This window comes from Corynebacterium poyangense (genome assembly GCF_014522205.1).
Lineage (GTDB): Bacteria > Actinomycetota > Actinomycetes > Mycobacteriales > Mycobacteriaceae > Corynebacterium > Corynebacterium poyangense.
In genome coordinates, this window is the sequence record NZ_CP046884.1 from 1,069,854 (window position 1) to 1,090,792 (window position 20,939).

The following is a 20,939-nucleotide window of genomic DNA, read 5'->3' on the forward strand; positions in this document are numbered from 1 at the left end:
GAATCAGCCGCGTGAGTCAAGAACAAAAAGACACTGATCTTCGGCGTGAGTGGGACCATCTGGCGGCAGAGGTTCGACGGCATCGTGACCTGTACTATAACCAGGAACCAGAGATTAGTGACGCCGAGTTCGACGCGTTATTTTTAGGGCTTCAACAGTTAGAAGAATCCCATCCGGAATTAGCGGTTCCCGATAGCCCAACCGCGGAGATTGGTGCTCCCGCTCGCGCTGGGTCGAGTTTCGCGAACGTTGAGCACCCGTCTGCGATGCTTAGTCTCGATAATGTTTTTGATGAAGCTGAGTTGCGGGACTGGCTTGCGAAAGTGCCGGCTCAGCGCTACGTTACCGAGCTAAAAATTGATGGTCTCTCCATCAACTTGATCTATCGCGAAGGCAAGCTGGTTCAGGCAGCAACCAGGGGTGATGGTCATGTTGGGGAGGACATCACCGAAAATGCACGGGTCATTGAGGACATTCCGCATCGATTATCCGTTGATTCTCCTTTCCCCGTCCCGGAGCTTCTTGAGGTCCGCGGCGAGGTGTTTATTGCCGTCGAAGATTTCTCGGCAGTCAATGAATTAAGGCAAAAGGCGGGGGGAAAGCCGTTTGCTAATCCTCGTAACGCAGCCGCCGGATCATTGCGTCAAAAAGATACCGCGGCAGTGAAAGCGCGTCGCCTCAGAATGATCTGCCACGGACTCGGCGCCAGTGAAGGGTTTTCTCCGGAGGAACAAGAGGATGTGTACCAGGCCTTAGTATCCTGGGGTTTGCCAGTATCCCCCTACAACCAGGTGGTTGATAGCGCCGACGCAGTCATCGAGCGAGTCCGTTATTGGGCGGATCACCGCCATGACGCACTCCACGAAATGGATGGAGTTGTCATCAAGGTGGATTCTCGCGCTGCGCAACGAACACTAGGAAACACCAGTCGTGCACCTCGATGGGCGGTGGCTTTTAAATATCCCCCCGAGGAAGTGCGAACTACCTTGTTAGACATTCAGGTGGGGGTGGGAAGAACCGGGCGTATTACTCCCTTTGCTGTGATGAAGCCGGTTCAGGTAGCTGGCTCATTGGTGGAAAAAGCGACACTTCATAATCAGACGGAGGTTCGACGCAAGGGGGTGCTGATTGGTGATGAAGTAGTTATCCGAAAAGCAGGTGAGGTTATTCCTGAGGTTCTTGGCCCAGTGGCGGATAAACGTGATGGGTCTGAGCGGCCTTTCGTCTTTCCCACACTGTGCCCTTCGTGCGGGACTCGGCTTGCCCCTCAAAAGGCGGGGGATGCGGATTGGCGTTGCCCTAATACCCGTTCTTGTCCGGCGCAGTTATCAAGCCGCTTGGAATCACTAGCTGGTCGAGGGGTTTTTGACATTGAAGCCCTAGGCAGCAAAGGAGCTCTGGACTTAATCCGACGCGGAATCCTTAAGGATGAATCTGAGCTTTTTGACCTTACTGAAGATGATCTCTCGAGCTCATCGGTCTACACCACCAGCCGGGGAGGGATAAACGCTGCTGGTAAGAAACTGCTTGACCACCTAAGGAAAGCAAAGACGACCGACTTATGGCGAGTTCTCGTAGCTCTTTCTATTCGGCATGTTGGTCCAACAGCTGCACGGGCGCTGGCTCAGCGCTATGGATCCATGTCAGCGATCCGTGAGGCAACAGTAGCCGATATGGCCGAGACTGAGGGCGTGGGGGAGACCATTGCCAAAAGCATCGCCGAGTGGTTTGAGGTGGAATGGCACCAGGAATTAGTCCGACGCTGGGAACACGCTGGGGTGACAATGACCGAGGATCGGACTGGGGCGCCAGCCCAAGTACTAGAAGGAATCACGGTGGTTGTTACCGGTAGCCTGGACGATTTTAGTCGGGACAGCGCCAAAGAAGCGATTATCTCTCGTGGAGGCAAAGCCGCAGGCAGCGTCTCAAAGAAAACAGATTTCGTCGTGGTCGGCGCTAATGCTGGTGCTAAGGAAACTAAAGCCAGGGATTTAGGGATCCGAATCCTCCGCGAGGAGCGATTTCACATCCTGCTGGATCAGGGACCAGCAGGGTTAGATTAAGAGGGCAGTGGTCTAGGAGCTGAGGATGGCGCCAATGATAGTGCCAAGATGACCAAGGTGATCTACCTCGCTGGAGAGGAAATCTGGCCCGCCTGTTCTCCCGATCACCAGAACCATCCCGGTTCCTTGTAGCGGGGCTGCAGCGAGGGCAGAGTCTAAGAGGGACCACGACTCCGGGATCCAGTCTTCGTGCTCTGGTTGCAAAACTCTAGCTTCGGTCACATTAATATGCGTAGGAGTTGATCCGTCATCTTCTGGGGCTGCTTGGGAGGCAGCCACTCGCGTGATAGGAATATCGGAGCACAGCACGATCGCCCAACTAGCGGTCATGGACTTCGGAAGCACCCGAACTAATTCGGCCATAGCAGCCGAAAGGTTTCTGCGATGTGCGGTCATGTCATGGAGCATCCGGATTTGGCCACGGCGATCAACAGTCCCGGTAAAAGGTCGAATGGAATCGACTTCCACCCCTTCAACTGTTTGAGCAGCGGTGATTAAGACGTCGGCCATTGAATCTTTCGGCAACGTGATGACGATATCGTCCACTACGATTCCTTGTGGATCTTGTTCTACCACGTCAACGGATTGGATATTGCCATCTACTAGTCCGAACGCATCAGCCAGTTGGCCCAGCGCGCCGGGGCTATCGGGCAATTGGACTCGAATCAAAAAAGACATATTGGACACGGCAGATTCCTCAACCAGTGGGTATCGCGTCTGGGGGACGATTTCCACCCACCTTATAGCTTCTGTTCGCTGACGCGTTAGATGCTACCGTGTTTATCCCCGCTAGGGCAGTGGGGTTTGCTAAATCGGGTGCAGTAGGATGGCGCACAGCGACTTTTTGATCTGAACTTGAGGAAGAAGGACTTGTGGCTGAGATCTCGCGTGATGAGGTAGCACACCTCGCGAAACTCTCTCGCTTGGCGCTCTCGGAAGAGGAGCTCGCCCAATTTGCGGGACAGATCGATGACATCATTGACCATGTCAAAGCAGTTCAGCAGGTAGATGCGGCTGGAGTGGAACCGATGAGTCATCCCCATAACATCCGTACCACTATGCGAGAAGACGTAGTGACCAAAACTCTCACTGCTGAGCAGGCCTTGGATCAGGCTCCCGAGGTGCAGGAACAACGGTTTGTGGTACCTCGGATCCTAGATGGGGAGGGTGAATAAAAATGAGTCAATCACAGAACAACTACATTGTTGATAGCTCTAGTTCTGAGTTGACCACGCTCAGCGCAGCGGAGTTGGCTCGACGCATTCACGGTGGGGAAGTCAGTTCACGAGAAGTCACCCAAGCTCATTTGGACCGTATCGCAGACACTGATGACGTTTTGCATTCTTTCCTGCATGTAGGTGCTGAGGCGGCGTTATCAGCTGCTGATTCCGTGGATGAAGCATTAGCCCGGGGAGAGCAGCCGGCATCACCTTTAGCTGGTGTTCCGCTTGCCCTGAAAGACGTGTTTACCACCACGGATGCTCCCACTACCGCGGCGTCGAAGATTCTTGAAGGGTATATGAGCCCCTATGATGCCACCGTGACGAAGAAGCTCCGCGAGGCTGGCATTCCGATTTTGGGGAAAACCAATTTAGATGAATTTGCAATGGGGTCCTCAACCGAGAACTCTGCCTATGGGCCTACCCATAATCCTTATGACGTTGAGCGCACGGCAGGTGGTTCCGGTGGTGGCTCGGCTGCAGCTCTAGCCTCGGGTCAAGCGCCTCTGGCCATTGGTACGGATACAGGCGGATCAATCCGGCAACCAGCAGCGTTAACGAATACGGTGGGGGTAAAACCCACCTATGGAACGGTGTCTCGTTATGGCCTTATTGCTTGTGCATCCTCTTTGGATCAAGGTGGACCTTGCGCCCGATCAGTTTTAGATACTGCTTTATTGCATAGCGTTATTGCTGGGCATGATCCTTTTGATGCGACCAGCGTGGATGAATCAGTTGCTCCGATTGCGCCAGTAATTGAGGCTGCGAAAGAAGGCGCTGAGGGTGATCTCCGAGGTTTGAAAGTGGGGGTGGTTCGTCAATTTGATCGCGAAGGGTATCAGCCGGGAGTGCTTGACGCCTTCCATCAAGCGGTAGCCCAACTGACAGCTCAAGGAGCAGAGGTCATCGAAGTCGATTGTCCGCACTTTGATGATGCCCTAGCTGCCTACTATTTGATCTTGCCCTGTGAGGTATCCAGTAACCTGGCTCGGTTTGATGGTATGCGTTATGGGTGTCGAGTAGGAGACGACGGACGTCATTCCGCGGAACAAGTGATGTCCCTAAGCCGAGCAGAGGGTTTTGGCCCAGAGGTGAAACGACGGATCATCCTAGGTACGTACGCTTTATCGGTGGGATATTATGATGCCTACTATTTGCAGGCCCAGCGTGTGCGTACATTAATTGCCCGCGACTTTGCTCGGGCTTTTGAGCAGGTTGATGTCTTGGTTTCCCCGACCACTCCGACGACAGCCTTTAAGCTGGGTGAAAAAGTTTCCGACCCCTTGGAAATGTATAACTTTGACCTGTGCACCCTGCCGCTGAACTTGGCGGGACTCTGTGGCATGTCAGTACCTTCGGGATTAGCCGCAGACACTGGTTTGCCGACTGGACTGCAGATCATGGCGCCTGCGTTCCAGGATGATCGTCTCTATCGAGTAGGCGCTGCCTTCGAAGTAGGTCGTCAATAGATTAGGGCAGAAAATTGGCCCCAGCAAGAGGGATGAATTTTTCGCCACCACTATTCCTTCCGGAATAAAGATCGGTTATGCTAGCCTGAGTTGAAAGATCAACAAAGAGCGTGCCCCTTCGCTGGGAACTGAATTTTCCGGGAGGTTTTCTATGCCAACGCCGAGGTCTAAGCGGGCAAAACTGAATGCTAAAGAAGCCCGCATCGAGTCCACCACCCGTATTTCCCCTCATCTCATCCGTCTGCGATGTCACAGTGACGCACTTATCGGAGCTGAGCTTCCGCATACAGACCACTACATCAAGCTTCTCTTTCTTCCGCCAGAAGCAGACTATTCCTGGCCTTTCGACCTAGCTCAGATTCGAGCCGAGAAACCACGGGAGATGTGGCCGGTTACTCGGACCTACACCTTAAGGACAATTGATCCCGAAACGGGAAAAATGGATATAGATTTTGTCCTTCATGGGGATCACGGCTTAGCAGCGCCGTGGGCTGCGCAAGCCAGCCCCGGTGATGTATTTGCCTACCTTGGTCCAGGTGGAGCATGGCACCCGGACCAGAGCTACCAACATTCAGTGTTTATTGGTGATGAGACCTCAGCTCCAGCTATCGCTCATGCATTAGAAAAGCTACCACCGGGGATGACCTCGCAAGTGCTCATCGAGGTTGCCGATCAGAATGCGGAGTTTCAGCTCTGCGATGTTGAGGGCGTAGAAGTTCAGTGGGTGCATCGTCATGGCGCCGTAGCCGGTACGGAATTAAGTAAAGCTGTTCGCCAGCTAGTTGTTCCTGACATTCGCACCACGTGGTTTGTCCATGGTGTTGCGGAGATGATTCGAGAGGTGCGTCGCTACCTTTTTGTGGAGCGTGAACTAGCGCGGGACGATGTGTCCATTTCCGGTTATTGGCGGCTGGGGATGACCGAGGATCAATGGCAGTCTTCGAAACGAGAGTTCAACGCCGAAAACGAGGCTGAAGAAGAGCGCCTCCGTCACGAACGATAAAAGGTTCAGTCACCTAACCTGGGCGCGGAGGCGTGGACGGTGGAGGGGATTAGAGTCGATCCGAGAAAGCCCAAGCAGCTCCAGCTGAAACTGCGGTGACGCTAAGGACGGCGGGCCACGAACCGATCTTCTTAGCTAGCGGATGAGATAAGCCAAAACCGGCGACGTATAAGCCACTCAACAGCACCGTAGTGGGGATAGAAGTCTTACGTGCCCAGGAACGAGCCGACCATGCACCTGCTGCAGCTAACAATGCTCCACCGAGGGGGCGGATTCCGGTTTCTCGGGCGGTGAGCCAGCCGCCAATAAGCCCCGTAGTGACGACCGCCGCAGTGTTGACATCTTCTGCCTTTTTCAACTCAATATTTGACATGCTCTAATTTTTACTCTCTTTTCCTCACGAGCGAAGAGAGTATCTGCAATCCGAGGAGTTTTATACTAAAATAATGACGTCCAAGTCCGCTGACTCAGCATCGCACTTGTCGCCAGATAATTGCGTCCTTCCCGAACCCCAGGCCTGGCGAGCTCTAATCGCTTTGTGTATCGGGTTTTTTATGATTCTGCTGGATCAGACCATCGTGGCGGTGGCCACCCCCAAGATAGAGGCTGATTTCCAAGCATCGATCAACCAAGTATTTTGGATTACCTCCATCTACCTGCTCTGTATTGTGGTGCCGTTATTATTCACCGGCCGCTTAGGGGATCGCTATGGTCAGCGAAACCTCTACCGCATCGGAATGAGTATCTTCGTCCTTTCCTCTGCAGCGTGTGGTTTTGCCAATCATGTTGAAACTCTCGTCATCGCGCGAGGGGTGCAAGGAATCGGTGCAGCGATTCTCATTCCGCAAACAATGAGCGTGATCAACAGGATTTTTGCGCCCTCCCGGCGCGGTGCGGCTCTAGGCCTATGGGGAGCGGTCGGCGGTTTAGCCGGAGTGGTTTCACCGCTACTCGGTGGGGTTCTCGTGGGAGGCCCGGGCTGGGAATGGATCTTTTTTATCAACATCCCGCTCGGGGTGTTGTCCCTCATCATGGTCACGCTTTGGGTCCCCACCATGCCCCGACATGCTCGAACCATCGACATCCCTAGTGTTGTGGTTTCCCTGTGCGCCATGTCATTAATTGTGTACTCCATTTTGAACGGGCCACAGATGGGTTGGTCGATCCGTTTGGTTGTCATGATCATCATCGGTCTTGGTGGAGTGGTCTGGTTTATTCGCCTTCAACAAACTGCATCGAGCCGTGGAACCGAGGCCCTGGTGCCCTTGGAGATATTCCACAACCGCAATTTCTCCATTGCGTCATTTTCCATCTCCACTATGGGTTTTACCGTTGCGTCGATGATGCTTCCGATTATGTTTCATCTTCAAGATGGCTTGGGTTTCACACCGCAGAAATCTGGATTAGTCATGGCGCCGATGGCGGCTATTACCGTTATTGGTTCTCCCATCGTCGGGCGACTTTCTGATCATTGTCACCCGCGCAACCTCTCCATGGTGGGTTTCGGGCTCACTGCCTTTTCCTTAGCGTGGATCGGAATCTCTATTTTGCGCGACGCAGGTCTGTGGTGGTTTCTTGCTGGGGTGTGTCTCATGGGGGTCGGAACCTGTTTTTCGTGGTCCCCAAACTCCGCTGCAGCTATGAGAACGATGAATCCTCGGTTTATGGGTGCCGCCTCAGGGGTATATAACACCACTCGTCAAACCGGATCAGTCCTAGGTTCGGCGGCAGTAGGAGCGGCGATGCAGATGGCTTTCGCCCATCAAAGTGGGGTTTCCGGATCTGCCGGTATAGCTCTGCTATTGCCGGCTGCGGCGCTTGCCTGTGGGTTTATCGCCGTATCTTTCTTCGAAGCGGATAAAATTTCCGAATAATCGGACAGATTCGGGCAGAATCCCGCATGGATGACTAAACTAGGTTGCATGCGAATTGCTACTCTGACCTCCGGTGGTGATTGCCCCGGTTTGAACGCAGTTATCCGCGGTATCGTGCGTACCTGTAGCGCGGAGTTTAACTCCACAGTTGTTGGTTACCAAGATGGTTGGGTCGGCTTAATGGAAGATAAGCGGAGTCAGCTTTATGATGATGAAAATATTGACCGAATCCTGCTTCGGGGCGGCACAATATTAGGTACCGGTCGCCTTCATCCTGATCGGTTTAAAGCCGGCTTAGATCAGATCCGCGCCAATTTAGAAGACGCCGGCATTGACGCTCTTATCCCGATTGGTGGGGAAGGGACCCTCAAGGGCGCAAAATGGTTATCTGATAATGGAATACCCGTGGTGGGGGTGCCCAAAACCATTGACAATGACGTTAATGGTACGGATTTTACCTTCGGTTTTGATACTGCTGTGTCGGTAGCAACGGATGCTATTGACCGGCTCCACACTACGGCTGAGTCTCATAATCGAGTGATGATTGTGGAAGTAATGGGGCGCCACGTTGGGTGGATTGCGCTTCATGCTGGAATGGCGGGCGGGGCTCACTACACAGTTATTCCAGAAGAGCCATTCGATATTGCTGAAATTTGCAAAGCCATGGAACGTCGATTCCAGATGGGAGAGAAGTACGGCATCATTTGTGTCGCTGAGGGTGCTCTACCAAAGGAAGGCACCATGGAGATGCGTGAGGGTGAAATTGACCAATTCGGGCATAAGACGTTTACCGGGATTGGTCAGCAAATAGCCGATGAAATTCACAATCGGTTGGGGCACGACGTCCGCACTACTGTCCTTGGACATATTCAGCGTGGCGGTACCCCTACCGCTTTTGATCGCGTCTTAGCAACCCGATATGGAGTCCATGCTGCTCGTGCTTGTCATTCCGGTGACTTTGGGAAATGTGTCGCTCTTCATGGGGAGCATATTGAGTTAATTGATCTCAATGAAGCTGTTGGCACGCTGAAAGCGGTGCCGCATGGGCGGTACGTCACAGCTAAAGCAATGTTTGGGTAAAAAGCTATCCATATACCCAGCTGCCGGGTGTTCATTCTGTGGAATTACAATATCACTCTATGGAACACTCGGATTGTCATGTTAACGCCACATCGTCCACTGCTGCCTCACCCCGTGAGGAACGAGCCGCATATATCGCATCACTTGGTTTCCCGCTCCTCGTCATCCTAGGTGGCCTCCTCGGATTCTTCTTTTCCTCGGAGGTCAAACAGGGGGCCAGTCTCGTTAACCCACTCCTCGGAATCGTCATGTTCGGAATGGGATTAAGCCTCAAACCCGTGGACTTCGCGCTTGTTTTTCGTCGCCCCTTCCCCGTCATCCTCGGGGTGGTCGCCCAATATATTCTCATGCCTACCGCCGCGCTCATCGTGGTCTGGATTCTGCGACTTCCCGCTGATATCGCCGCTGGAGTCATCTTGGTTGGTTGTGCACCAGGAGGAACAAGCTCCAATGTGGTGAGCTACCTAGCGCGTGGTGATGTTGCTTTGTCAGTTACCATGACCTCAATTTCCACCCTGCTCGCCCCCATTCTCACTCCCTTCCTCACCCTCTGGTTGGCTGGTCAATACATGCCTCTTAATGGCACTGCCATGGCACTTTCTATTGTTCAAGTGGTCTTAATCCCGGTGATCGCCGGACTAGTACTCCGCACCTTCATCCCTCGGATGATTGATCGCATCCTTCCTTTTCTACCGTGGATTTCGGTGGTTGCCATTGCCATGATTGTCTCCGTAGTGGTAGCAGGCGCCCGAGACAATATTCTTCGTGCTGGTCTCATCGTGGCTCTCGCTGTGATCCTGCACAATCTTTTAGGCTATGGCCTGGGCTACCTTTGTGGTCTGCTCACAAAGCAACCTGTTTCGGTACGTCGAACCATGTCTATTGAAGTGGGTATGCAAAACTCCGGTCTTGCAGCTGGGTTAGCCAGCCAATATATGAGTCCTCTATCCGCTCTTCCTGGGGCAATTTTTTCAGTCTGGCACAATCTCTCGGGTGCTCTCCTCGCGGCGCTATGCCGCAAGATTGATAACGCCTCTCAGCATGAAAGATAGACGGTGCCGCTCATAATGAGCCGGGCACTGCGCGCTAAGGCAACCCAAGAAACAACCCCATCCTGCACGTTCGCACTGACCTTCGCTTTCCCCTTGGGATGAAGGACAGTTGTGTGTTCCGCGGGCGGCAGATCAATTACCGGTGAACCCAAGGCCCGTGCCGCAGCCAGTGCCAATAGACCGGTGCCCGGTATCGCATGATGGACAACCCCCAGGGAAGTCATCCGAGCCTTAAGGCAGCCCTCGGGGTAGGACGGGGAAGAATAAGGTTCGACGATAGCAACCCGCGGAATGACAGCCGAAGGTTCCAAACCCATCAGTTTGCCAGCCGTGCGACGCAAGTTTTCCAGTGTGGATAATAAGGACTTATCACTGTTGAGCTGGTGCGGAGAAGCATCTATATCCATACCCACATCGTGCGCCCGGAAAATAGCAATAGGATTGGTGACATTGATCAGCGTGGTCGTCAATCCATCAATAGCGGTGTGGATAACTTCTTGCCGAGGAGCAAGGAAACGAAGATCAACTCTTGGGGCAGTTCCAGGGACTCCATCTAGTTGAAAATCACCGTGACGAGGGAAAGTGCCTTGTTCTACTGGGTGATGCAACTCCAGGTAGCTGTGGGTGTTGATGTTATATACCCGGCAGCTTGCGGACGTCGAACTGTGGGGGAAGGTGATCAGCCCCTCAGCTAGAGCGTAAGCGCTGATCGCCGACGAAATATTGCCACAATTTCCGCCCCAATCCACGGTGTTTTCCGTGGGGGATACTTGGGCAAAATAGCTGACAACATCTGTTTCCTGCTGAAGGACAAGGTCCGGAAAAGCCTCGTGGGCTTCTGTAGGGGTACCCACAAACATGACTTTGGAGTTGGATGAGACACCACCGCCGAGACCGTCACTTGCTATGGGATCTGGTGACCCGATAAGACGCAGGCACAGTTCATCGCGACGCGGCTGGCTGTGTGGGAGGTCGCGAAGACGAAGAAAGAGCGCTCGCGAGGTGCCGCCCCTGAGGATGGAAAGCTTCAGACTGTGAGGAAGTGGAGAGTTCATGGCCCCAGGTTAGGCGACAAGAGAAAGGAAGTAGACTAGCCCTCATGACTTCTGCGATGTATGACCTGATGGACTATGACGAGGTGCTGGAAAAGTATGACCCTGTTATGGGGTTAGAAGTCCACGTGGAGCTAGCAACGGAAACAAAGATGTTTTCTGCCAGCTCGGCGCACTTCGGCGCTGCCGCCAATGAGAACGTTGATCCAGTTTCCTTGGGGCTACCTGGTGCTTTGCCCGTAGTTAATGCGAAAGGCGTGGAGTGGGCCATTAAAATCGGTTTGGCCCTAAATTGTGACATCGCTGAGTTCTCTCGTTTCGCGCGGAAGAATTATTTCTATCCGGATCAGCCCAAGAATTACCAGATCTCTCAATATGATGAGCCCATCGCAAGCAATGGATATCTTGATGTAGTGCTTCCTGATGGGACGAAATGGCAGGTCGATATTGAACGCGCCCACATGGAAGAAGACACCGGGAAACTGACTCATATTGGGGGAGCTACCGGAAGAATCAGTGGGGCAACCAGCTCGCTGGTGGATTGTAACCGGGCCGGTATTCCCTTGATTGAGATCGTTACCAAGCCAATTGAAGGAGCTAGGGAGCGGGCACCGGAAGTAGCTCGGGCATATGTCGGTGCTCTGCGAGATTTGGTGAAGTCTCTTGGCGTTTCCGATGCCCGGATGGATCAAGGTTCTATGCGAGTAGACGCCAATGTTTCTCTACGGCCGCGTGGCACGGAGGAATATGGCACGCGAACGGAAACAAAGAATATTAATTCCTTGAAATCCGTTGAGCAGGCGGTGCGCTATGAGATGCAACGTCAAGCCGCATGTCTGGAGCGGGGGGAGGCGATTGTTCAAGAAACCCGCCATTATCAGGAAAGCGATGGTTCCACCTCAAAAGGACGACCGAAGGAAACCGCAGAAGACTATCGCTATTTCAATGACCCGGATTTGCCGCCGGTTATTGCCCCCCCGGAATGGGTCGAAGAAATTCGGGCGAGTCTTCCCGAGCTACCGTGGGTCCGCCGCGCTCGGATTCAGCAAGAATGGAAGTTGTCCGATGCTGAGATGCGGGATTTGATGAATGCTGGCGCCCTGGAGTTGATTATTGCCACCACCGAACAAGGGGCTACCGCTGATGAAGCCAGGGCTTGGTGGGTATCCTATCTGGCTGGTCAGGCTAATCAACAAGGGGTAGAACTCGAAGAACTAGCGATCACTCCCAGCCAAGTAGCGCGGATTATTCACTTGGTGAAAGAGGGTCGGCTCACCACGAAATTGGCTCGTCAAGCAGTAGACGGTGTGTTAGCTGGTGAGGGAGACGTCGATGAGGTGGTGAAAGCCCGTGGACTTGAAGTAGTCCGCGATGACAGCGCTATTGAAGCGGCGGTAGATGAAGCTTTGGCTGCGAACCCGGATATTGTGGAGAAGTATCGGGCTGGAAATAAGAAGGTAACCGGAGCGATTGTGGGTGCTGTGATGAAGGCCACTAAGGGGAAGGCTGATCCTCGGACGGTTAACCAGCTCATCGCTAAAAAATTGGCCTAAGATCGGCGGCAAAATTTACGCCAAATGCGGCCTGAAGCAACGAATCCGCAGCGCATGGATTCGTTGCTTTTGCTTATCTTCCGCTAATATGGCTCTTCGGTTCATAACTGCCGGGGGGTGGTTGTGATGGGGGAGTGTGGATTGAATAGTGAAACTTGTCAACCTAAGTGAGGAGCTTTAATTCAGGTGAATAGAACAGTTTCCATAGCTTTAGCCTTCGTGGGATTGCTCGTAGGTGCTGGTTTCGCCACCGGTCGAGAAATAATCCAATACTTCATTTCTTTCGGCACCGTGGGATTGTGGGGTGCAGTCCTCTCCGGGGTTTTCATGGCTCTTGCCGGAGCAGTGTTCCTACAACTAGGTAGTTATTTCTTAGCCAATGAACACAACCTCGTTTTCCGTAACTTATCTTTCGCCTGGCTGTCCTGGCTTCTTGACGTTATGGTGACGCTGACCCTTTTCGCCATCGGCTTCGTCATGTTGGCTGGTGCAGGTTCCAATTTGGAACAACAATTCGGCTGGCCCTCGTGGATCGGCTCGGGACTGATGTTGATTCTGGTGATTGTCACCGGGTTTTTTGACGTCGACAAAGTCAGCAACATTATTTCCTGGGTCACCCCGCTGATCATTGTGGCGGTTATCGTCGCCTTTATTTACACGCTTTTCCACATCCCGCAAGATACCGCCCACCTCAGTGAACTTGCTCAGCGTAAAGAGTCTCCAGTTAGCCCATGGTGGTTGGCGGCGCTCAACTACAACGGTTTGGCATTGCTGCTCGGGGTGTCTATGTCGATTGTGATCGGCGGCAACCACACTGACACCACTGCTGCAGCTCGCGGTGGATTAGCTGGCGGAGTGCTCTACACCGTGATGCTTTTGATGGCTGCGGTGACGCTATTTCTTTCCTTCGATCAAATAGCAGACGCCGATGTTCCCATGCTCACCATCATGGAAAACATTCACCCGGCACTGGCTTTGGTCATGGTGTGGATCATCTTCGCGATGATCTATAACACGTGCATTGGGATGTTTTATTCGCTCGGAAAGCGACTAACCGCTAAAAACGAAAAGCATTTCATCCCGGTATTCGTCGTGTTGTGTCTCATGGGATACGCTGTAAGTTTCGTTGGTTTTTCAGAACTCATGAGCAAGGTCTATCCCATCATCGGCTATGCCGGCATGTTTATGGTGGTGGTCCTGCTGGGATTCTGGATTCGCTCACGAGTAGAAATTAACCGTGAATCCCGGTTAAGAGATAAGATCCGACGTTTGGTTCGTCGCCGCGAAGATCCTACCAAGCGTTTTACCTCCAAGCAGGCTCGGGAATTGGAACATGCCTTGGCAGAATCCCAAGCTGAAGCCGAGCAGATTGAAGAAACCATTTCTGAAGAAGTGCGCGATGAACTGAATTTGGAATCTCCTTCCGATCAGGCTGAAGAGGAGAATACAAAGACCGCTGGGGCTTAGCGCGTGGGTTGAGAGGGAAGCGCTAGGGGCAGCTTGCTCGACAGTGCGGAAAGAATGAGGGAAACTGGGAGGCATGACATATCTCCCAGCTCCTGACCGTTATGACCAGATGATCTATCGGAGAGTAGGTCATTCCGGATTAAAATTGCCTGCCCTTTCTTTAGGGTTGTGGCATAACTTTGGGGATGATTATCCACTGGAGAATCAGCGGGCTATAGTTCATCGGGCCTTTGATCGGGGAATTACTCACTTTGATTTAGCTAATAATTATGGCCCGCCCGCCGGCAGCGCGGAGCGGAATTTCGGCAGAATTTTGCAGGATGATTTAGCTCATCACCGCGATGAGTTGATTATCTCCACGAAAGCCGGCTGGTATATGTGGGATGGCCCTTATGGCTTCGGCGGATCCCGAAAATACCTCATGAGCTCGTTGGATCAATCTTTGGATCGGCTAGGCGTTGACTATGTTGATATTTTCTATCATCATCGTCCAGATCCCGATACTCCTTTAGATGAAACCATGTATGCCTTAAGGGATATTGTGAGTTCAGGAAAGGCTCTATACGTCGGAATTTCTTCTTATGGCCCTGAGCTGACTGCCGAAGCCGCAGAGTTTATGTCCGAAGAGGGCTGTCCACTATTGATTCATCAACCTTCTTATTCCATTGTTAATCGGTGGGTGGAAGAACCCGGTGAGGACGAGGAAAGTTTATTAGAGTCTGCCGCTAATAACGGATTAGGCGTCATCGCCTTTTCTCCTTTGGCCCAAGGTTTGTTGACGAATCGCTATATAGACGGAGTTCCTGAAGGGTCTCGGGCAGCAGCCGGAAAGTCACTTCATAAGGGAATGCTGTCGGAAGAAAACCTAGCAATGGTGCGTCGCCTCAGTGATATCGCCGCGGAGCGGGATCAAACCTTAGCGCAGATGGCTATTGCCTGGGTATTGCGGGAACAGGGAGATTATGGGGAAGAAACCGTCACGAGCGCCCTAATCGGAGCTTCAAGTGTTGCTCAGCTGGATGAGAATATTGACGCTTTGCATAACCTGGAATTCTCTGAGGCAGAGCGGGCAGCGATAGATGAGGCATCCTCAGATGCCGGCATCAATATCTGGGCGGAAGCAACGAAGTCCAGGATTCACGGCGATGAGTAGATTAGGACGCCGTGATGAGTTTCATGGCTATCAGGCAGAGAATTCCGGCGATCACCCAGTTCAATACCCGCCATACTTGGGGGGAAGAAAGTGGGCGAGATAGCGCTCGCGCCCCGTAGCCAATCATCGGGAACCATACGGCGCTGGCTAATAAAGCTCCGAGCGTAAATAACCAGCGACCGGGATTGCCATATTGGTTGGCAATTCCACCGACCATGACGATGGTGTCCACATAGGCCCCAGGATTAAGCCAGGTTAAAGTAAGCGCTGCGAGCGCCGGTTGGACCCAAGTCCGCTGAGTGGTGTGCGTCTGCGTCTGCTGTCTGGTTTTAAGCGCGGTTCCTCCGCCGGGATAGTCAGGATCGATGACGCGTTGTGGCTCCTGAGAATCTATGACACTGACGCGCTTGGGATGTAAGGCATCCCGAATAGACATTGCTGCAAACCACAACAGATACAGAGCGCCTAGCCATCGAAGCACTAAGAGAATATGCGGAGATAACTGACTAATATGTCCGACGCTGAGCACGCCGATCGCATACAGCGCCATGTCAGAGCAAAAGCAAATAGCGATGACAAGAGTGATGTATTCGCGCCGGATGCCTTGTTTGATCATCAAGATATTTTGTGGACCAACAGCGACAATCAGCGATATTCCTAAAAAGAAACCAGACATTACTAAGGCCATGCTGCTTAGTGTGGTCCCCCACTGAGATGAAGTCCAATTGAAGTTTCTACATGTGGTTTAATTGAGCTTCATGAACACAGTGCATTTAGATACCCTCCTGACCATAGTGGATGAGGGCAGTTTCGAACACGCTGCTTTGGTGCTAGGGATCTCTCCTTCAGCGGTTAGTCAGCGCATCAAAGCCTTGGAAAATGAGACGGGGCGTGTCTTGTTGCACCGTACGACACCAGTCACAGCCACTGCGGCAGGCGAGGTATTGGTCCAAGGGGCACGAAGAATGGCATTGGTCGAAGCTGAAATCCAAGCCCAACTACGGGACCGGATGAGCCACGTGGCTTTAGCGGTAGCAGTCAACGCAGATAGCCTAGCTACATGGTTTCAAGGGGTTTTGGCTAAGGTGGCGCAATGGGATAATGCCGCCTTGCATCTCAGAACAGCCGATGAATCTCACACCAAAGCCTTATTGAGACGCGGAGATGTCTTAGGAGCGGTGACCACCAGTGCTGAGCCGGTATCTGGCTGTGTTGCCTATCCACTGGGTGAAATGAAATATCGAGCAACTGCATCCCCCCAGCTGAAAGAGCGCTTCACGAAAGAGAACGGCGACATTGATTGGGCGCGTATGCCGGTTCTGCGTTATGGCCCGAAAGATACTCTCCAAGATGATGATCTCACTGGGCGGATAGATCCTGCGGAGCGACGAGAACGTCGAGTATCTCGGATCCCCTCCTCGGAAGCCTTTCTTGAAGCTACCCGAGTTGGAGTGGGATGGGCTTTATTACCAGTTCAGCAAGCTGAACACTTGGTGGCCCGTGGGGACTTGGTGTACCTTGATGACCGTTTGCAAACAGTCCCGCTGTATTGGCAGCGTTGGCGGCTTCAATCAGCACTCTTAGAAAGGCTAACCGACGCCGTATTGGAAGCAGCCACCGAGTTAGCTAGCTAAGACACCTGGTAGGAAAAGTGGGGGAGAAATAATTAAGACCTGTCCGGTTCGCCGGCTTCAGAGGGGAAGACAGAACCGGGGAGAAACTCTCGCCCATGAGGTTGCAGAAGAGGGGAGAGGTCTGGGCCTTGGGGGATGATGCCGGTGGGATTAATGTCAGAATGCACACCATAATAATGTTGTTTGATTTGGTGAAAATCAGTGGTTTCTCCGAAAGCAGGTATCTGAAAAAGTTCTTTCAGATATCCCCATAGATGCGGCATTTCGCTTATTTTGTTTCGGTTGCATTTGAAATGGTTGTGGTATACGGCGTCAAATCTAATGAGTGTGCAATAGAGCCGGATGTCGGCTTCGCTGAGGAATGAGCCCATGAGGAAACGCTGCCGGCTGAGGCGGTCTTCAAGGACATCAAGAGCGCTCCAGAGTTGCTCATAGGCCGTGTCATAGGCGTGTTGAGATTGGGCAAAACCACACCGATACACCCCATTGTTGATGGTGTTGTAGATCCACTCCATCAATTCTCGCATTTCTTCGCAGCGATCCTTAGGCCAGAGCTGAGGTGCATTGTGATGATGAAACTTCCGCCACTGAAAAGAAAAATCCTCAGTAATGCTCTGAAAATTATTGGTGACGACTTTTCCGGTTGTCACATCAATGAGACAAGGGACGGTAATGCCCTGCGCATAGTCGGGGAAACGGCGTAGATAGGCGTCACGAAGAAAATGGATGCCGAGAACCGGGTCCTTGTGGTGTGGATCTAGATCAAAGGTCCATGAGCGAGAATCATGGAGGGGCCCTGCCAAGCCGAGGGAAATAACAGAGTCAAGGCCGAGGAGGCGTCGGGTGATAATGGCGCGATGAGCCCAGGGGCAAGCTCGAGCGCCGATAAGTCGATAGCGTCCGGATTCGACTGGCCACAAGTAATGACCGTCCGGGGTCAGCACCGGAGGAGAACCAGGTGGAAGATCAGAAACAATTCGGTCATTGATATAGCGGGTGTCTCGGTGAAATTCACCAGCGTGACTACTGTTTTCTGGCATGGCCCTTCTCTATTTATTGATGGATCAACTAAGTTAGGTTAGCAGCCTTAGCCACCGCAACGGCAACAGCGAGATCCTCCCATGACATGCCGGTGGTCTTGATGATATTGGGGCGATCATCGGCCCGATGAACCTCACCGCGAACTAATTGCGCCAGGGTGTGAAGGTGTCCATCGGGCAAGGGCTGATCGTGATGGGCCAGTACAATATCTCCCGCCTCCCGCCATGCCGTGGCTACATCTTCCACTATGACCAAAGAGCGATGGACCAGAGAACTGGGGAGTTCACGACGCTGTGGCGAGTGAGACCCCATGGCTACGACACAGGCGCCATCGGCAACGGCATCCGGAATGACCGGATCTTCCGCTGAGGTGGTGCAACAGATAATATCGGCCTGGCGCGTGGCGTCATCGACTTCTTCCCGGTCGAGCACCCGCACCTCGAATCCCTGTTCCCGAAGAGTGTGCGCAGCCTGCTGCGCCGATGCGGGGGTTAAAGAGTACAGAGCTATATCGGATAACTCGCGAATTGCTGCCATGGCATGAACATGGCCGATAGCTTGGGGGCCGGAACCTAAAACGAGCAGATTCGAGGCATCCACAGAGGCCAGCTTGTCGGCCGCTAATGCTGATACGGCAGGAGTACGCAGATTGGTAATTGACTCACCTTCCAGAATCAGCCGAGGAGACAAAGTTTCGGTATCGCAGAGGTGATATAGAGCCTGAATGCGCGGAAGTCCCCGCTCACTATTTTCTGGGGCGAGGGTGAGGATCTTCACTCCGGTCCAGTCCTTATTAGTGGAAGGCATGAGAAGTAATTCTCCGGTACCGGTGGGAATAGACACTCGTGCAGGGTCAGTTTCCGGATCAAAGCCGGCTAATAAAACCTCTGCGAGAGCTTGGCGTGCGGCAGTTGGACTGAGAAGTTGGTAAATTTCCTGGTCGCTGAGATAGGGCACCGGCATAAGATCTCCTTAGTGTGAGGATTGATTATCGGAAAAGTTCTTGTATCCCAGTATTAACAGGAAAAGGGTCCGGCTCGCCGGTATTCCAGCACAAAATTTCGGGTAGGATCCCTTAGGCTAAAAAGTTATGAGCGATACTTCCCAATCCAAACCAGACCGCGCCATAGAGGGTGTAGACGACGAGGTTCCGGCCTATCGACCCGATAAGACTACTCCTTTACCTCGAACGGAAGCCGCCGAGAATGATATTTATCAGCGCACGGGTCGGGTAGCCCCTCAGGTTATTAGGCCTGCCGAATCGGAGGAACAGCCGACAACGGCAATGGAGCGGCCAACTGACTCACTTCCCGAATCAGCAGAACCGACCGTAGTTGAAACATCTCAACCGACTACCGAATTAACGGCACAGCCGATAGAGCGTCAATATCAACCTTCTCCAGAGTCATCTTTTGATGACACCAGTGAGCCTCTTCAATCCTCGGAGAATGTTACGACGGCGACGACAGTTCATGATTATGGTGATGATCTACCGGAATACCGCCGTGGTACTACCGACCTAGGGTTGTTGATTCTCCGCGTACTCCTCGCTGCATGGCTGCTAGTGGATTCTTTGGGAGCATTTTTTGGCTTGGGCGGAGGCGGCATTGGGGCGCTTCAGGAAACCTTCTCGGCGTATCGTGAACCACACCTCCTTGCCATCATCATCCCTTCCTTAGAGCTTGCCGCCGGAGTATTTCTTCTGTTCGGTCTTGTTACTCCACTTTTTGCCGGCTTAGCTACCGTAGCAACTGTCTTTAGAGTGGTTCATGCCTACGCTCAAAATCCGCTAGGTTTTAACCCCTTCCATTGGGAAGCTCCGCTGATGTTGGCGGTGTTGTTAGCATCACTAGCGATTGCGCTGCAATTTACCGGACCGGGTTTGTATTCGCTCGACGGAGGGCGCTCCTGGGCCCGTCGTCCCTTAGCTTCTTCCTGGCTTTTCGTAGTTCTCGGGGTGGCAGCAGCAGTAGCTTTATGGTGGTTTGGGGCAGGCACAAACCCGTTTAATTAGCGACGCTGCGCTCTTTGCTGATGGTGGTTGGTTCATGACGAACCAGCCACCATAGTGCTATGAGCCAGGCTATGGCTAACCACACATAGTCAGAGACCAAGATGGTGGCGTACCAAGGGAGAGTAAAAACATCAATTCCATCGCCGAACCACCATTTAGGTGGCACAGTGAGGCACAGAACAAACCATAGTGTAGTGACGAGCGCTAGGGGACGGCTGTGGGCAGGGGTGCGGCAGATCCGGATAAGTGACACTGGCAGTAACAATGCTAACCACACCCAATGATGGGACCAGCTGATAGGGGAGATCAGCAACATGATGACGGCGTTGGTTAGCCAGGCTTCGGTGTCCCATCCACGCCGGAGTAGCTGGAGTATAAGCCAGGCGCCCAGGGCGATGGTGAGCAAAACGAGGATGACCCAGACCGTGTTTAGGATTGCAGTGCCTTCGGCAGACTCCAAATAGCTTCGACTAGGAAACCACCGCATAACCACCGCTTTGAGGGAGCTATTGGAGGTGTAAGTGGGGTCTACTCCTATTTCGCCGCCGAGACCAATGTTGGATAGCACGCTGAAGTATTCCTTGGCAATATTTGGGCGGAATATGGTTGCGAGAATAGTGGCGATGATGCCAGAGATCCCTGCGGTGATGATGGGGCGGAGGTCTTTTTTCAAGAGAAAAAAGAGAAGCATGGCCAGGGGGGAGATCTTGATGGCGGCTGCGATGCCGATGAGCCATCCCTGCGGAAGAGTGCGTTTCCGCGGCAAGATATCGAGCACAACGAGGGCCATGAGGATGACGTTGATTTGCCCAAAATGATTATTGAGGCGGATTGGTTCTAGGGCAAGACCTACAGCCCATGTGCCGGCGGTCATAAGGGCTATTGAGCGCGGGGGATAGTCGGAAAAAAGCTGACGGATAAGGATGTAGGTGCATATCAGCAGCAGCAAGGAAGTGAGGATCACTATGGTGTAGCCGGCCGCTGAGTCGCTTATCGGGAAGAACCCTAGTGGTGAAAGAAATAAGGCTCCGAAGGGCGGGTAGATGAAAGGTAAAGACACATCGCCGACCTGAATATAATTGCTATATAGCGGTGCGTCGTGGAGATAAGCAACCACCCCTCGCCGATAAATAGCCGCATCAAGAGCAATGCGGGTTAAAAACATCTCAGCGATGGTAATGGCCACTCCCACGGCAAAGAGGAGGACCCCCAGTTGAGTTAATCTTCGGTTCTGAAGGTCCTTGCGCAGGTCGGGGAGTATCAC

19 protein-coding genes are annotated in these 20,939 nt (G+C 52.8%); 12 read left to right on the forward strand and 7 right to left on the reverse strand.

What is annotated here, in order from left to right:
- Window positions 1-11: 11 nt before the first annotated feature.
- Window positions 12-2,063, forward strand: a complete 2,052-nt coding sequence (gene ligA, locus GP475_RS05045) for an NAD-dependent DNA ligase LigA (RefSeq protein ID WP_394367413.1) — start codon at window positions 12-14, stop codon at window positions 2,061-2,063.
- Window positions 2,064-2,075: 12 nt separating this feature from the next.
- Here the strand turns inward: ligA and GP475_RS05050 are convergent, their stop codons facing one another.
- Window positions 2,076-2,741 (reverse strand): ACT domain-containing protein, encoded by a 666-nt coding sequence (locus tag GP475_RS05050; protein WP_187975792.1) that lies wholly within the window; start codon window positions 2,739-2,741, stop codon window positions 2,076-2,078.
- 194 nt (window positions 2,742-2,935) lie between these two features.
- Between GP475_RS05050 and gatC the strand changes: the two genes are divergently transcribed.
- The 3 genes from gatC to GP475_RS05065 all read left to right on the forward strand — a co-directional run bounded on the left by gatC (window position 2,936) and on the right by GP475_RS05065 (window position 5,755).
- Window positions 2,936-3,238, forward strand: a complete 303-nt coding sequence (gene gatC / locus GP475_RS05055; protein WP_187975542.1) for an Asp-tRNA(Asn)/Glu-tRNA(Gln) amidotransferase subunit GatC — start codon at window positions 2,936-2,938, stop codon at window positions 3,236-3,238.
- 2 nt (window positions 3,239-3,240) lie between these two features.
- Window positions 3,241-4,752: an Asp-tRNA(Asn)/Glu-tRNA(Gln) amidotransferase subunit GatA gene (gatA, locus tag GP475_RS05060; RefSeq protein ID WP_187975543.1), complete on the forward strand. Its 1,512-nt coding sequence runs from the start codon at window positions 3,241-3,243 to the stop codon at window positions 4,750-4,752.
- 151 nt (window positions 4,753-4,903) lie between these two features.
- Window positions 4,904-5,755 carry a siderophore-interacting protein gene (locus tag GP475_RS05065; protein ID WP_187975544.1) on the forward strand — a complete coding sequence of 284 codons (852 nt, stop codon included), beginning with the start codon at window positions 4,904-4,906 and terminating at the stop codon, window positions 5,753-5,755.
- A gap of 49 nt (window positions 5,756-5,804) precedes the next feature.
- Here the strand turns inward: GP475_RS05065 and GP475_RS05070 are convergent, their stop codons facing one another.
- Window positions 5,805-6,128 carry a hypothetical protein gene (locus tag GP475_RS05070; protein WP_187975545.1) on the reverse strand — a complete coding sequence of 108 codons (324 nt, stop codon included), beginning with the start codon at window positions 6,126-6,128 and terminating at the stop codon, window positions 5,805-5,807.
- Between the two features lie 73 nt (window positions 6,129-6,201).
- On the opposite strand from GP475_RS05070, the gene GP475_RS05075 reads away from it, so the two are divergent.
- From GP475_RS05075 to GP475_RS05085, 3 genes are read left to right on the forward strand one after another with little or no spacing between them, the layout of a single operon-like run.
- Complete coding sequence (locus GP475_RS05075; protein WP_187975546.1) at window positions 6,202-7,629, forward strand: DHA2 family efflux MFS transporter permease subunit; 1,428 nt, start codon at window positions 6,202-6,204, stop codon at window positions 7,627-7,629.
- 48 nt (window positions 7,630-7,677) lie between these two features.
- Complete coding sequence (locus GP475_RS05080) at window positions 7,678-8,709, forward strand: 6-phosphofructokinase (RefSeq protein WP_187975547.1); 1,032 nt, start codon at window positions 7,678-7,680, stop codon at window positions 8,707-8,709.
- Window positions 8,710-8,768: 59 nt separating this feature from the next.
- Window positions 8,769-9,761: a bile acid:sodium symporter family protein gene (locus tag GP475_RS05085; protein ID WP_187975548.1), complete on the forward strand. Its 993-nt coding sequence runs from the start codon at window positions 8,769-8,771 to the stop codon at window positions 9,759-9,761.
- Here the strand turns inward: GP475_RS05085 and GP475_RS05090 are convergent.
- Window positions 9,746-10,816, reverse strand: coding sequence for a PrpF domain-containing protein (locus GP475_RS05090; RefSeq protein WP_187975549.1), 1,071 nt, complete (start codon window positions 10,814-10,816; stop codon window positions 9,746-9,748). The genes GP475_RS05085 and GP475_RS05090 overlap by 16 nt on opposite strands.
- Window positions 10,817-10,860: 44 nt before the next feature.
- On the opposite strand from GP475_RS05090, the gene gatB reads away from it, so the two are divergent.
- From gatB to mgrA, 3 genes are all read left to right on the forward strand, one after another.
- On the forward strand, window positions 10,861-12,366 hold the full coding sequence (gene gatB, locus GP475_RS05095) for an Asp-tRNA(Asn)/Glu-tRNA(Gln) amidotransferase subunit GatB (protein WP_187975550.1): 1,506 nt from the start codon (window positions 10,861-10,863) through the stop codon (window positions 12,364-12,366).
- 186 nt (window positions 12,367-12,552) lie between these two features.
- The gene (locus GP475_RS05100; RefSeq protein WP_187975551.1) at window positions 12,553-13,833 is read left to right on the forward strand and encodes a YkvI family membrane protein; all 1,281 of its coding nucleotides are present in this window, start codon (window positions 12,553-12,555) and stop codon (window positions 13,831-13,833) included.
- A gap of 73 nt (window positions 13,834-13,906) precedes the next feature.
- Window positions 13,907-14,986 (forward strand): L-glyceraldehyde 3-phosphate reductase, encoded by a 1,080-nt coding sequence (gene mgrA / locus GP475_RS05105; protein WP_187975552.1) that lies wholly within the window; start codon window positions 13,907-13,909, stop codon window positions 14,984-14,986.
- Between the two features lies 1 nt (window position 14,987).
- Here the strand turns inward: mgrA and GP475_RS05110 are convergent, their stop codons facing one another.
- Window positions 14,988-15,674: a LysE/ArgO family amino acid transporter gene (locus GP475_RS05110; RefSeq protein WP_187975553.1), complete on the reverse strand. Its 687-nt coding sequence runs from the start codon at window positions 15,672-15,674 to the stop codon at window positions 14,988-14,990.
- Between the two features lie 70 nt (window positions 15,675-15,744).
- Here GP475_RS05110 and GP475_RS05115 point away from each other — a divergent pair, with 70 nt between their 5' ends.
- Window positions 15,745-16,620 (forward strand): LysR family transcriptional regulator ArgP, encoded by an 876-nt coding sequence (locus tag GP475_RS05115; RefSeq protein WP_187975554.1) that lies wholly within the window; start codon window positions 15,745-15,747, stop codon window positions 16,618-16,620.
- Between the two features lie 32 nt (window positions 16,621-16,652).
- Here GP475_RS05115 and GP475_RS05120 read toward each other — a convergent pair whose 3' ends face one another.
- On the reverse strand, window positions 16,653-17,660 hold the full coding sequence (locus GP475_RS05120) for a glutathione S-transferase family protein (protein WP_187975555.1): 1,008 nt from the start codon (window positions 17,658-17,660) through the stop codon (window positions 16,653-16,655).
- A 28-nt stretch (window positions 17,661-17,688) separates the two neighbouring features.
- Window positions 17,689-18,624, reverse strand: coding sequence for an ornithine cyclodeaminase family protein (locus GP475_RS05125; protein ID WP_187975556.1), 936 nt, complete (start codon window positions 18,622-18,624; stop codon window positions 17,689-17,691).
- Between the two features lie 127 nt (window positions 18,625-18,751).
- Here GP475_RS05125 and GP475_RS05130 point away from each other — a divergent pair, with 127 nt between their 5' ends.
- Window positions 18,752-19,675: a DoxX family protein gene (locus tag GP475_RS05130; RefSeq protein WP_187975557.1), complete on the forward strand. Its 924-nt coding sequence runs from the start codon at window positions 18,752-18,754 to the stop codon at window positions 19,673-19,675.
- On the opposite strand, the gene GP475_RS05135 is transcribed toward GP475_RS05130, so the two are convergent.
- On the reverse strand, window positions 19,668-20,939 hold the full coding sequence (locus GP475_RS05135) for a glycosyltransferase 87 family protein (protein ID WP_187975558.1): 1,272 nt from the start codon (window positions 20,937-20,939) through the stop codon (window positions 19,668-19,670). The two genes, GP475_RS05130 and GP475_RS05135, sit on opposite strands and share 8 nt — an antisense overlap.

Bases quoted from the DNA above. Each gene is read 5' to 3' on its own strand.
- GP475_RS05075 (WP_187975546.1), top strand. From the start codon at position 6,202: ATGACGTCCAAGTCCGCTGACTCAGCATCGCACTTGTCGCCAGATAAT.
- mgrA (WP_187975552.1), top strand. From the start codon at position 13,907: ATGACATATCTCCCAGCTCCTGACCGTTATGACCAGATGATCTATCGG.
- GP475_RS05085 (WP_187975548.1), top strand. From the start codon at position 8,769: ATGGAACACTCGGATTGTCATGTTAACGCCACATCGTCCACTGCTGCC.
- GP475_RS05065 (WP_187975544.1), top strand. From the start codon at position 4,904: ATGCCAACGCCGAGGTCTAAGCGGGCAAAACTGAATGCTAAAGAAGCC.
- gatA (WP_187975543.1), top strand. From the start codon at position 3,241: ATGAGTCAATCACAGAACAACTACATTGTTGATAGCTCTAGTTCTGAG.
- GP475_RS05070 (WP_187975545.1), bottom strand. From the start codon at position 6,128: ATGTCAAATATTGAGTTGAAAAAGGCAGAAGATGTCAACACTGCGGCG.
- GP475_RS05090 (WP_187975549.1), bottom strand. From the start codon at position 10,816: ATGAACTCTCCACTTCCTCACAGTCTGAAGCTTTCCATCCTCAGGGGC.
- GP475_RS05130 (WP_187975557.1), top strand. From the start codon at position 18,752: ATGAGCGATACTTCCCAATCCAAACCAGACCGCGCCATAGAGGGTGTA.
- GP475_RS05115 (WP_187975554.1), top strand. From the start codon at position 15,745: ATGAACACAGTGCATTTAGATACCCTCCTGACCATAGTGGATGAGGGC.
- GP475_RS05110 (WP_187975553.1), bottom strand. From the start codon at position 15,674: ATGGCCTTAGTAATGTCTGGTTTCTTTTTAGGAATATCGCTGATTGTC.
- GP475_RS05080 (WP_187975547.1), top strand. From the start codon at position 7,678: ATGCGAATTGCTACTCTGACCTCCGGTGGTGATTGCCCCGGTTTGAAC.
- GP475_RS05120 (WP_187975555.1), bottom strand. From the start codon at position 17,660: ATGCCAGAAAACAGTAGTCACGCTGGTGAATTTCACCGAGACACCCGC.
- gatB (WP_187975550.1), top strand. From the start codon at position 10,861: ATGACTTCTGCGATGTATGACCTGATGGACTATGACGAGGTGCTGGAA.
- GP475_RS05125 (WP_187975556.1), bottom strand. From the start codon at position 18,624: ATGCCGGTGCCCTATCTCAGCGACCAGGAAATTTACCAACTTCTCAGT.
- GP475_RS05050 (WP_187975792.1), bottom strand. From the start codon at position 2,741: ATGTCTTTTTTGATTCGAGTCCAATTGCCCGATAGCCCCGGCGCGCTG.